This window comes from Chryseobacterium sp. 22543, assembly GCF_052044565.1.
In the GTDB taxonomy this organism is placed as follows: domain Bacteria; phylum Bacteroidota; class Bacteroidia; order Flavobacteriales; family Weeksellaceae; genus Chryseobacterium.
In genome coordinates this window covers 303,555-315,670 of record NZ_JBQENH010000003.1, presented here as the reverse complement: position 1 = coordinate 315,670, position 12,116 = coordinate 303,555, and the positions used below count along the sequence as shown (strand labels likewise).

The 12,116-nt window shown below is 35.4% G+C and carries 13 protein-coding genes; 3 read left to right on the top strand and 10 right to left on the bottom strand.

The features are described 5' to 3' along the window. Positions 1-10 precede the first annotated feature (10 nt). Positions 11-2,200 carry a B12-binding domain-containing radical SAM protein gene (locus tag ACTJIP_RS12260; protein WP_440704623.1) on the top strand — a complete coding sequence of 730 codons (2,190 nt, stop codon included), beginning with the start codon at positions 11-13 and terminating at the stop codon, positions 2,198-2,200. 223 nt (positions 2,201-2,423) lie between these two features. Here the strand turns inward: ACTJIP_RS12260 and ACTJIP_RS12255 are convergent, their stop codons facing one another. The 3 genes from ACTJIP_RS12255 to atpD form a co-directional block, all read right to left on the bottom strand. Next, a complete protein-coding gene (locus ACTJIP_RS12255; protein ID WP_077417076.1) occupies positions 2,424-3,242 on the bottom strand; it encodes a hypothetical protein in 819 nt (272 codons plus the stop codon). 78 nt (positions 3,243-3,320) lie between these two features. Further along, positions 3,321-3,602: a FoF1 ATP synthase subunit delta/epsilon gene (locus tag ACTJIP_RS12250; RefSeq protein ID WP_077417074.1), complete on the bottom strand. Its 282-nt coding sequence runs from the start codon at positions 3,600-3,602 to the stop codon at positions 3,321-3,323. Positions 3,603-3,690: 88 nt separating this feature from the next. Continuing rightward, positions 3,691-5,199 carry a F0F1 ATP synthase subunit beta gene (gene atpD / locus ACTJIP_RS12245; RefSeq protein ID WP_077417072.1) on the bottom strand — a complete coding sequence of 503 codons (1,509 nt, stop codon included), beginning with the start codon at positions 5,197-5,199 and terminating at the stop codon, positions 3,691-3,693. Positions 5,200-5,416: 217 nt separating this feature from the next. On the opposite strand from atpD, the gene ACTJIP_RS12240 reads away from it, so the two are divergent. Then, positions 5,417-6,337, top strand: a complete 921-nt coding sequence (locus ACTJIP_RS12240) for a bifunctional riboflavin kinase/FAD synthetase (RefSeq protein WP_440704622.1) — start codon at positions 5,417-5,419, stop codon at positions 6,335-6,337. Between the two features lie 40 nt (positions 6,338-6,377). Here the strand turns inward: ACTJIP_RS12240 and ACTJIP_RS12235 are convergent, their stop codons facing one another. Together ACTJIP_RS12235 and ACTJIP_RS12230 are read right to left on the bottom strand one after the other, a co-directional pair. Continuing rightward, positions 6,378-6,857, bottom strand: coding sequence for a YbaY family lipoprotein (locus ACTJIP_RS12235; RefSeq protein WP_228408814.1), 480 nt, complete (start codon positions 6,855-6,857; stop codon positions 6,378-6,380). Positions 6,858-6,940: 83 nt separating this feature from the next. Beyond that, positions 6,941-7,294 (bottom strand): MmcQ/YjbR family DNA-binding protein, encoded by a 354-nt coding sequence (locus tag ACTJIP_RS12230; protein WP_047385226.1) that lies wholly within the window; start codon positions 7,292-7,294, stop codon positions 6,941-6,943. A gap of 118 nt (positions 7,295-7,412) precedes the next feature. Here ACTJIP_RS12230 and ACTJIP_RS12225 point away from each other — a divergent pair, with 118 nt between their 5' ends. After that, the gene (locus ACTJIP_RS12225; RefSeq protein ID WP_077417065.1) at positions 7,413-8,069 is read left to right on the top strand and encodes an NAD(P)H-binding protein; all 657 of its coding nucleotides are present in this window, start codon (positions 7,413-7,415) and stop codon (positions 8,067-8,069) included. A 108-nt stretch (positions 8,070-8,177) separates the two neighbouring features. Here ACTJIP_RS12225 and ACTJIP_RS12220 read toward each other — a convergent pair whose 3' ends face one another. The 5 genes from ACTJIP_RS12220 to ACTJIP_RS12200 form a co-directional block, all read right to left on the bottom strand. Further along, a complete protein-coding gene (locus ACTJIP_RS12220) occupies positions 8,178-8,693 on the bottom strand; it encodes a VOC family protein (protein WP_317043615.1) in 516 nt (171 codons plus the stop codon). Positions 8,694-8,768: 75 nt separating this feature from the next. Beyond that, positions 8,769-9,344, bottom strand: coding sequence for a glutathione peroxidase (locus ACTJIP_RS12215; protein WP_077417063.1), 576 nt, complete (start codon positions 9,342-9,344; stop codon positions 8,769-8,771). A 35-nt stretch (positions 9,345-9,379) separates the two neighbouring features. Further along, positions 9,380-10,042: a histidine kinase gene (locus ACTJIP_RS12210; protein WP_077417061.1), complete on the bottom strand. Its 663-nt coding sequence runs from the start codon at positions 10,040-10,042 to the stop codon at positions 9,380-9,382. Positions 10,043-10,141: 99 nt separating this feature from the next. Beyond that, a complete protein-coding gene (gene kdsB / locus ACTJIP_RS12205; RefSeq protein ID WP_077417059.1) occupies positions 10,142-10,864 on the bottom strand; it encodes a 3-deoxy-manno-octulosonate cytidylyltransferase in 723 nt (240 codons plus the stop codon). 141 nt (positions 10,865-11,005) lie between these two features. After that, positions 11,006-11,992 carry a phosphatase PAP2 family protein gene (locus tag ACTJIP_RS12200; protein WP_077417057.1) on the bottom strand — a complete coding sequence of 329 codons (987 nt, stop codon included), beginning with the start codon at positions 11,990-11,992 and terminating at the stop codon, positions 11,006-11,008. Positions 11,993-12,116: the final 124 nt, after the last annotated feature.

Sequence of the window (12,116 nt, the reverse complement as noted above, 5' to 3'; positions counted from 1 at the left end):
AAAATTTCTGTTGAAAGACCTGCTTCTTATTACTCCGCCTTTTACCCAACTTAATACTCCTTATCCTGCAACGGCTTATATTAAAGGATTTTTAAATACCAAAAATATTTCCGGTTATCAGGTAGATTTGGGGATTGATGTTATTTTGGAATTATTTTCAAAAGACGGAATTCAGAAGGTTTTCAGCAAAAAAACTGATCTTCATGATACCTCTGAAAATTCTCAGAGAATCTATGCCTTAAGAGAAGAATATATCAAAACCATAGATCAGGTTATTCTGTTTTTACAGGACAAAACGCCCACTTTGGCAAGACAGATCTGCAGTATGAACTTCCTTCCTGAAGCTTCCCGTTTCAACCAGCTGGATGATATGGAATTTGCTTTTGGAAATATGGGACTGCAGGATAAAGCCAAACATCTGGCAACCTTATACTTAGAAGACATATCTGATTATATTGTTGAAAATATTGATCCTGATTTTGGTTTCAGCAGATATGCAGAACGTCTCGGAAAAAGTGCCAATTCTTTTGATGAATTGTATTCAAAATTATCTGGAGGCTCCACATTTATTGATGAATTTACTTTAAAAATTCTTCGTGAAAAAATAGAAACGGTTCAGCCGAAACTGGTTTGCTTTTCAATCCCTTTTCCCGGTAATCTGTACTCTGCTTTCAAATGTGCGCAATGGATCAAAATGAATCATTCTCACATCAAAATTGCGATGGGTGGAGGTTTCCCCAACACCGAATTAAGAGAAATTAAAGATCAGAGAGTTTTTGAATTCTTTGATTTTATTACCCTAGATGATGGCGAACTTCCTATTGAACTTCTTCATCAAAATTTAGAAATTTCCAATGGAGAAGGTGAATTTAAAAGAACTTTTCTTCTCGAAAATAATGAAGTTGTTTATAAGAATAATTCAAAAAGACACGACTACAAACAGGCTGATATCGGTACTCCGGATTATACAGATCTAAGACTGGATCAATATATTTCCGTTATCGAAATCGCCAATCCCATGCACAGTTTATGGAGTGACGGAAGATGGAACAAACTCACGATGGCCCATGGATGCTATTGGGGAAAATGTACATTCTGTGATATTTCTTTAGACTATATCAAAATCTACGAGCCTATTTCTGCTAAGATCCTGGTAGGCCGAATTGAAGAATTGATCAGAACAACAGGTGAAACAGGATTCCATTTTGTGGATGAAGCTGCACCGCCTGCTTTGATGAGAGAGGTTGCTTTGGAAATTCTCCGAAGAAATCTTGTCGTTACCTGGTGGACGAATATCCGTTTTGAAAAAAGCTTCACCAGAGACTTATGCTACCTCCTGAAACTTTCGGGATGTGTTGCTGTTTCCGGAGGACTTGAAGTGGCCAGTGACCGATTGCTGAAATTAATTGACAAAGGAGTTTCTGTAGAACAGGTTGCCAACGTAACAAGAAATTTTACAGAAGCCGGAGTTATGGTGCATGCATATCTGATGTATGGCTACCCTACCCAAACCGTTCAGGAAACAGTTGATTCTTTGGAAATGATCCGGCAGATGTTTGAAATGGGAATTCTTCAAAGTGGCTTCTGGCATCAGTTTGCAATGACTGCCCATTCTCCTGTTGGAATGAAGCCTGAGGATTTTGGAGTAATTCCTATAAAACAAGAAATTCTGTTTGCCAATAATGATATAGACTTTCAGGATAAAACCGGAATTGATCATAACAAGTTCAGTTTCGGATTGAAAAAATCTTTATTCAATTTTATGCATGGAGTGAATTTTGAACTGCCACTTCAGGAATGGTTTGATTTTAAAATTCCAAGAACAACTATTCATCCGGATTATATCCACGACTGTCTTTTAGAAGATGGGCAGTTTCAACTGAAGACCAATTCGAAAGTTGTCTTTCTGACCAAAAATGTAATCGCTGAGAATCGCGTAAAAAATAAAAAGAAATACTCTGGTACATATACAATCCTTACATTCCACCTAAAAACCAATATTGTAAAGGTTGAACTGGAACAGGAAAAGGCAGAATGGCTGATGAATGTATTGGAAGAAAATTCTATTGAAAACTCAAAAAAACCTACTATTCAACAACTTAAGAATCACTTTGAAGAGAATTTTGAAGATTTTGAGCTATTCTGGTTCTCAAAACCAATGCAGCAGTTGAAGGAAAATGGAGTGATTTTAAGTTTATAAAAATTTTCAATTTTTTCTCAGGGATTTTTAAAAATAGGAAGTTTTGTGCTTTTTTATATCCTATGGGATGATTAAGCTCCGTTTTACTTTATGAAAATTATTTTGGCTGAAGCCAATTGTCACTTTATTAAACGAACAAACGGGCTAAAGCCCGTTTCTATTAAATATTATTTCTCTCGAATACAGATTACAAATTTTACAAATCTGTTTTCTCTTTAAAGCATTAATTAGGGGTTTCTTTTGAAACAGTACCCACAGATACTTTTTCCTGAATTTTAATAAAATTAGGATCCATAATAGCCATGCGTTCTGCAAGGGCTTTATAAGTCGGGAACTTTAGAATAGAAGCTCTCCCAGACATTTCTTTGTAAATCGTGAAAGATTTTCCGCCTGCTGTCTTTAATTGCTTTGTGGTCGTAATATACCTGCCGATTAGTTTGCTTTTGGCATCATAAATCTCAATATCTATAGGTGTTTTATCCATAATTATATCTTGTGAACCGAAACTTACAGGCAGATTGGTAAAATATCCCACCGGAACACCATTACTTAAGATCTCTCCCACTTTATTGACCTCAATATTCAGTTTATCTATTTTCTTTCTGATCGTGTAAGCATCTTTCGTTTTACTGTCCAGCTTTCTTTTCGGAACATTTGAAAAGATCTCATCCAGGTTTTTCACATTGATCCCTTTATTATCAATGATTTTAAGATCCTTAACCGAAGTAAAAACTGCTGACTTTTCTTCACCGGAGAACGCTGAAGGTGATGAATAATCAATTTCAATCGTTTTGTCCCTGTTATATACTCTATTGATACTGATATAGCTGTCGCGAACAGAATCAACGATACTTTTATCAATGAATTTTATAATATACATTGGGGTTTCCTTCAGATCCATAAACGTATATTCGCTGGATTTGTTAGACAGTTTCGCTACCGGAATACCATCCAGATTGATTATTCCTCTTTTGGTTTTGATATTCTGAGCTTGAAGGAAAACACCCAGAACTGTAAAGAATATGATTATGCCTCTCTTCATACAATCAAACTTTTACAAATAAAAAAAGTGTAACACAAAGTTACACTTTCTTGAAAATATATTTAGCTTTTCATTTAATTATTCACAAAGGATAATACCTTTATCATGATTAAATTCTACAACACCGCTTTTGATAGCATAAGCAAAAACAGAGTCTTTTCCAGCTTCTTTGGTAAAGTTTTTAGCAAAAGCCTCATCAATAGAATTAGCAAAAAGCTTTACATTACCTCCGATCAAAGAAGAAACAATTCCCGCGTGGTTTTTCATGATGTGAAATTCACCATTTTTTCCAGGCAACAATACTGAGTCTACTTCTCCTTCAAAAACTACGTATTCTGGTGTTAAAATTTTTATATTCATTTTAATTTAGATTTGAAGATTTCAGATTTCAGATTTCAGACAACCTTAAAGTCTCATGTCTGGTATCTTTTATCTTTATGTCTAATTATTAAGCGTTTTCAGCTAACATTTTTTGTCCTGCTTCGATAGCTTCTTCGATAGTTCCTTTCAAGTTGAAAGCAGCTTCTGGCAAGTGATCTAATTCACCATCCATAATCATAGTAAATCCTTTGATTGTATCTTTGATATCTACCAATGATCCTGGAATACCTGTAAACTGTTCTGCTACGTGGAAAGGCTGAGATAAGAATCTCTGAACTTTTCTTGCACGGTATACAACAGATTTATCTTCTTCAGAAAGTTCTTCCATACCAAGGATTGCGATGATATCCTGAAGAGCTTTGTATCTTTGAAGAATTTCTTTTACTCTTTGAGCACAGTCATAGTGTTCCTGACCGATAACTTCCGGAGCAAGGATTCTTGAAGTAGAAGCCAATGGATCTACCGCTGGGTAAATACCTAATGAAGCAATCTTTCTATCAAGTACCGTAGTTGCATCCAAGTGAGCAAACGTAGTTGCAGGAGCCGGGTCAGTTAAGTCATCCGCAGGTACGTATACCGCTTGTACTGAAGTAATTGAACCATTTTTAGTTGAAGTAATTCTTTCCTGCATCGCACCCATTTCAGAAGCAAGAGTTGGTTGGTAACCTACCGCTGATGGCATACGACCAAGAAGTGCAGATACCTCAGAACCAGCCTGTGTAAAACGGAAGATGTTATCTACGAAGAAAAGTACGTCTCTACCTTGTCCGCTTTCTCCACCGTCTCTGTAGTACTCAGCTAATGTAAGACCAGAAAGTGCTACTCTAGCTCTTGCACCTGGCGGCTCGTTCATCTGTCCGAAAACGAATGCAGCTTTAGAATCTTTCATAGCTTCTAAATCTACTTTAGAAAGATCCCAACCTCCGTTTTCCATAGAGTGCATGAAATCATCACCATACTTGATAATTCCTGATTCCAGCATCTCTCTCAAAAGGTCATTTCCTTCTCTCGTTCTTTCACCTACTCCGGCAAAAACAGAAAGACCTCCGTGTCCTTTTGCAATATTGTTAATCAACTCCTGAATCAATACTGTTTTACCTACACCGGCACCACCGAACAAACCAATTTTACCTCCTTTTGCGTAAGGCTCAACTAAGTCGATTACTTTAATACCTGTAAATAAAACTTCTGCAGAAGTTGAAAGTTGATCAAATTTTGGAGCTGGTCTGTGAATTGGTAGACCACCCTCCTTAGAAATATCTTGAAGTCCGTCGATAGCATCACCAACAACGTTGAATAGTCTTCCGTTTACAGCCTCTCCGATTGGCATCATAATAGGATTTCCGTATCCAATTACGTCCTGCCCTCTTTTAAGACCGTCAGTAGCGTCCATTGCGATACATCTTACTGTATCTTCGCCAATATGTTGTTCTACTTCTAAAACTACTTTTTCACCGTTTTCTTTTGTAATTTCTAACGCGTCATAGATTGCTGGAACAGCTTCCACATCTGTGAAGACAACGTCGATTACCGGACCAATAATTTGAGAAATTTTACCTTTAATTTGGTTTGCCATTGCTAAATTTTTTCTTGGTGCAAATATAGTGATTCTTCATAAACCCGCAATTGGTAAAAAAAAGATTTTTATCATGCTTTTGAGAATAGATTATTTTAGTATTATAAACGATATAACAATGAATAGGTGCTGCAATAGTAAGGTTATAGGTATTACTCCATTGTTATATTGATACATTGGCACATTATTTCTATATTTGCAGTCAAATTTTTCCGTTTTGAAAGTTTTCAAGAATTTTACAGATTATTCCTCACAGAAGCCTTTAGCATTGTCTTTAGGAATGTTTGACGGGGTACATCTCGGGCACAAGAGTATTATTGATGAACTGACGAAAGTAGGTACAGAGAACAATCTGGAAACTGCTATCCTTACTTTCTGGCCGCATCCAAGGTTTGTTTTTAATCCTAATGAAGATTTAAAACTTCTGAATACCTTAGAAGAAAAGAAACAGCTGGTTGAGAAGTATGGTGTTGATAATCTGTTCCTGAAGGAGTTTGATGAAGAGTTCAGAAACTTAACCGGAGAAGAATTTGTACGTCAAATTTTAATTGATAAACTCAACGTTAAATACCTTATTATAGGATATGACCATTCTTTCGGAAAAAACAAGAGTGGAAATTTTGAACTTCTTCAAACATTATCCAAGGAGCTTGATTTTGATGTTGAACAAATGGAAGCAATCAATATTCACGAAAACAATATCAGTTCCACGAAAGTACGTAATGCCCTTTTAACAGGAAATATTAAGGAGGCCAACGAAATGCTGGGATACTCCTACTCTGTTTCAGGAACGGTAGTTCACGGGAAGAAAATCGGAAGAACAATTGGCTATCCAACGGCCAATATTGATACGGAATCAATTAAACTTTTACCTAAAAAAGGAGCTTATATTGTAGAAGTATTCATAAAAGGCGACCAATATAAAGGAATGCTGAGTGTGGGAACCAACCCTACGGTAAATGGAGAGAAATTAACTGTGGAAGTTTATATCCTTGATTTTGATGGAGATATCTATGATGAAGAAATTACGGTAAGTTTCAGAGATTTCCTTCATGATGAAATCAAATTTGAAGGTCTTGAAAAATTGATTGAAAGACTGGACGAAGATAAGAGGTTAACAGAGAAATTTGATTTTTAAGATATCAAAAAGGCTATTCAGTGATGAATAGCCTTTTTATTTATTTCAATATTTTTAAGTATATTTTCTGAGGTTCACTACTTAGTTTCACGTTAGGAAACTGTTTGTCATAATCAACAAAAATATCCCCTTTTTCATCTGCTTTTCCGTTTCCGTCAGAATCCCAGCTTATTGTTACATAATATTTTGCCGGTCCTGCAGGTTTTGGATTGATTTTGCTTTCAGCATCTTTGGGTACTGGCAGGTCAATAGTGAACGGTACAGATTTCTGCTCATACTCTTTTTCTGTAATTAAAGTGGCAGGAGCATCTGCCAGTTTTTCATCCATTCCGTATAAGCTTACTTTAAGTTTTGGATTTTTAATCGTAAAATTCTCTGTTCCTGAAAATTCTATTTTAAGATTTTCTGAAGCTGAGACAGCAGAAGCCGGATTTTCAGCAGTGCTTTTCTTTACTGATTGGGTGCAGCTTGACAACATCAATGTACCTGCTGCTACGAATAATAAAAGGTGATTTCTCATTTGTTATTTATTTTGTTAACATTAATCATGTATTTCACTGACCATATGTAACAAATTCCATACCTTAAATTATTTTTATTATTTTATAAAGAATTTACTGCATTCTGAGCCTTCTTTGTCAGGGATTTAAAAACCAAATCATAGGAATGGTCAATGAGTTTAAAGATCAGATCTCTTTTCAAACCATCTGCTGTTACAGAATTCCAATGGGTTTTGTTCATATGATAAGCCCCTGTAATCTGAGGATACTGTTCACGAAGCTCTGCACTCCATTCAGGATCTGTTTTTACATTAATCGCTAAGGGTTGTCTTTCAAGCCCCATCAGTAAAAACATTTTGGTGTCTACTTTCAACACAAGAGTCTCGTTATCAAACGGAAAGCTTTCCGTAACTCCTTTTTTCGCAAGACAGTAATCTAAAATTTCGTTGGCATCCATATCAGAGATAAGTAATGAGTGATCAATAATTAGTAATGATTAAATGATATAATTCTTTAATCTTTAATTCAAATTTAGTAAATTTAAGAAAGAAATAATCTCACAAATCACAATTATTATGAAAGCTTTGGTAATAGGTGCTACAGGCGCCACGGGAAAAGATCTTGTCAATCAGCTATTGAATGACAAAGAGTTTGACGAAGTGGATATTTTTGTTAGAAAACCTGTTGATATTCAGGATGAAAAGCTTAAGGTTCATATTGTGAATTTTGAAAAGCCTGAAGAATGGAAAGATATGGTGAATGGAGATGTGGCGTTTTCGTGCCTGGGAACTACTTTAAAAGATGCAGGAAGTAAAGAGGCTCAAAAGAAAGTAGATTTCGATTATCAGTATGAATTTGCAAAAGCTGCGAGAGAAAATAATGTGGAAGATTATATTCTGGTATCCGCTTATGGTGCCAATCCGCAGTCCAAAATTTTCTATTCTAAAATGAAAGGTGAGCTGGAAGAAGCCGTAAAGCTGCTGCATTTCAATAAGATCACTATTTTCAAACCGGGAATGCTTGAACGAACAAATTCTGAGAGAACCGGAGAAGTTCTTGGCAGCCGGATTATAAAATTTGCCAATAAACTGGGGTTATTAGAAAGCCAGAAGCCACTCCCCACCAATATTCTGGCAAAAGCAATGATAAAATCTTCAAAAATAAAAAGTAACGGATACTCCAGTATAAAACTTGGAAATATTTTCTGTTTTGCGGAAAAGACTAATGAATAAAAGATTAGAGGTACTGGCTTCGGGATAATGCGGTTTGGCTTTGTTATTAATTTCCCTAAAACCTAAGCCCTACCCCCTATTACCTATTACCTATTACCTATTACAAAATTACTTTGTGGTTTTACTTCCCATTTTTTGCCCCAGCTTTTCATATTCAATATCATTAGGTTCCCAAAGTTCTATTTTGTTGCCTTCTATATCCATAATATGGACAAATTTCCCATATTCATAAATCTCCATTTTATCAACAATGGTTACATTTTCTTTTTTAAGCTGCTCGATCAGTTTTTCAAGATTTTCTACCCGATAATTGATCATGAAATCTTTCTCAGAAGGCTGAAAATATTTTGTTTTTTCACTGAAAGGACTCCATTGGCTAAATCCTTTTTTAGATTGATCTGCTCCCTGATACCACTCGAATACAGCTCCGTATTCATTGGTCACAAGTCCCAGATGGCTTTCATACCATTCTCTCATCTTTTTAGGATCTTTACATTTAAAAAAGATTCCGCCGATACCGGTTACTCTTTTTGTTTCATCAGATTTATTTTCTGTAACGGCTTTAAAAGCAAATCCTGACATAAAAGCTGCCAGAATAGAAAGGGTAAAAATTATTTTCTTCATAAGAAATCATTGATGGTTATAAAAATAAAAAAAGTGGATGTAAACACCCACTTGTAAAAATATACTTTTTTCTCTTTATTTCAGATACTTTGTAATCGCCTCATCAGTAGGCTTTGTAGTACTTACAAAAGAATCAATCAATTTTCCGTTTTCATCAACCAGGAATTTGGTAAAGTTCCAAAGAATGGTTGTATTTTTTACTCCGTTTAATTCCTGTTCTGTTAAATACTTGAAGATCGGGGCGGTATCATCTCCTTTTACGGAGACTTTAGCTGCCAAAGGGAATGTCACTCCGTAATTTTTCTGACAGAAAGCGCCAATTTCGGTATTGGTTCCAGGTTCCTGTCCGCCAAAATTATTGGCAGGGAATCCTACTACAACCAGCTTATCTTTATATTCCTCATATACTTTCTCAAGATCAGCATACTGAGGAGTAAATCCACATTCTGAAGCGGTATTGACAATCAGGATTTTCTTTCCTTTGAAATCTGCAAAATTGATTTCTTTCCCGTCAAGACTTTCTACTTTGAAGTCATATATTGTTTTTCCCATAAGTTCAGTGGTTTTGGCTTTAGAAATTTCACTTTTTTGATTGGTGCAGCTTTGCAGGAATGCTATACAAGAAAGCAGCAGTAAAAAAATATTTTTCATTTTTTATCATTTTATGCAGCCGGGCTGCAGTTGAATTAAAACTTAAAAATGTTAGCCGGAAAAACTTTGTTGATTTCTACTTTGTTCAGTAACATCACATAATCTCCGTCTTTTTTGGTACTGGAAGATTCAATTCTGAAAGGCATAATAATATTTCCTACTTTTTTATAGTCAGAATATATCAGCGTTTCATCTTTTTTCACTTCTTTTAAAAGCATATAAGTCTTTGTATCAAAATAATACATATTCTTATTCACATTTTTGGTAAGTTCTACTTTATGACAGTAGATGTCTCCTACTTTTTCTTTTCCAAGATATTTGGCATCAAAACCTTTGTTTTCCCAATCAATGAAGTCATTATCAAAACTTTCCGGTACATATTCAGGGTATTCCTGAAGTTTATTGGCGGCATAATTCATTGCATATCCTTTGGTACCGTCAAAACCTTCAATTGCAGTTTCTTTTCCGCCGGTAGTAATTAATGTTTTAGTAAGATTTGGACGCTGCTGATAAATTTTTATCGGATATTCATCTTTGATTCCCAATACTACTTTTCCCTGAAGCAATACTGAATTCAAAAGTTTCCAATTGGTTAACCCTCCGGATAATTCAATGTTTTTGTCTATAATTTCCTTTGCAGTCTGCGCAAATGTTAAATACGAAAATATCAGTCCAAATACTAATAGTAACTTCTTCATTAATTTTATTTATAAATTCAAATATAGGGGGATTTATGTACAATTGCAAAAAAAGGCGAAAGAGCGAATCTGTGAATCTGCTTTTTGCCTCTACATTATTTAAATCAGCTTTCTGGCTTTTTCAAGATCTTCCGGTGTATCAATACCCACTCCTACGAAATTGGTTTCTATCATTTTGATCTTCATTCCGTATTCAAGATAGCGGATGCATTCGATTTTTTCAGATATTTCCAATGGTTTCATTTCCAGTTTTGAAAACTGCAATAGCGCTTCCTTCCTGAAAGCATATACCCCAATATGTTTAAAATAGCTTATACCATAGGAAACTTCCCTATGAAAAGGGATTACAGAACGGCTGAAATACAAAGCAAAACCATTGTTATCTGTAATAACTTTTACATTATTAGGATTTTCAACTTCCTCTTTCTCATGCAGCTGTATTTTTAAAGAAGCTAAAGAAATTTCCTGCTGATCATCATGTTTAAAGACTTCAATCAGCTGATGTAAAGGTTCCAGTTTAAGGAAAGGCTCATCACCCTGAACATTGATCACGATATCGCAGTCTATATTCTGTACAGCTTCGGCAATACGGTCGCTTCCAGTCTCGTGCTGTCCTGTCATAACAGCTTTTCCACCGTTTTTTTCGATTTCATCAAAAATAATTTCAGAGTCTGTTGCCACAAAAACTTCGTCAAATAGCCCGGTTTCCACTACGTTCTGATAAGTGGTAGTGATAACGGTTTTTTCTCCTAAAATCTGCATTAGTTTCCCTGGAAAACGGCTCGCTTCGTAACGTGCAGGGATGACAGCTATTATTTTCATTCAATAAAAATATTAAGTAAATCTCTTTAATTCAACAGGTTTCATTGCAATATTTGTAAAAGCTGCAATAATCCTTTTATCTTGAGATCAAATGTAGTGAAAAGTATCTTATTTACTCTACAAAACAGAGTTTTTGGCAGCTTAAAAAGAGAGTTTTACACCTACCATATTATATTCCCATTGGCGGGATGCCGTAAAATTCAGATTATATTTTGTTTTTCCGATGGTGCCTTCTGATGAAGTATATCGGCTTTTTGATATTGTTTTTCCAATAAAATATCCCATTAATAAAGCGAGCGGATAATCTGAAGCCCAGTGAACTTTACTTTGCATCATCTGAAAACATAAAGCTCCTGCTAAAGTGTACCCTATCGGTTTGATCCATACTGCATCCGGATAATTATCTGCAATCACTGTAATTCCAGCCATAAAGGTTGTTAAATGTCCTGACGGCATCGCATCATAGTTCGAGGTATTCCTGCCAAATTCTGAAAAGCTTGGAAAAGGATTCCAGGCACCTCCTTTATTTCCGTTGATCTCTGCAATAAAAGGACTTTCTCTTCCGGTAATTCTTTTGATAGTTTGGGTGAAAACTCCGGAAAGAATTAAACTTTCCATCAAACCACTGGCTGTAGCCTGTGCCCTGTAATCATTTTTAATCAAACCATACGTTCCAAAACCAATGCCCAGTAAGACCAGTGTGGAACCATTTCCTATCAGATATAAGGTAGATCCAATATCTTTAGGGATTTTAAAAACACCACCTATTTTGTTGTAGTTATTGTCTTTATCCATTCCCCATCTTTCTCCCAACTCTCTTGAATTGTCAATCAGTTTCTGATCAAATGGCAAGAGAATCAGAGTAGCAGCAACGGCACCTCCAAGATAATAAGCATGATCTTTGGCAACGAAATCTTTATTTGTATTGATAAAGTTTCTGGGTAATTTCGTTACAAAGTCCAATAATTTGGGTTTTGGGTAAGTTCTGACAGAACCGTCTTTCAAGGTATAAGTCTGTACTTTTTGCAGCTCAGATTCCTTGGGCAATTCTTTTACTTTCAGTGTGTCAACTTCTTGTGAGCATACCAATATTGAAACTGGTAAGAGTAGAAATCTCAGTTTTTTCATCGTGTAATTTTCAACTTTATTATATTCAGGTGTGTGTAAAAGCCTCAAAGGTAATTCCTAGTTGAGCTTAGTACAAAGAAGTTGTTTAATTTTTAATATTTATTTAATCTTTTACGGATAAACG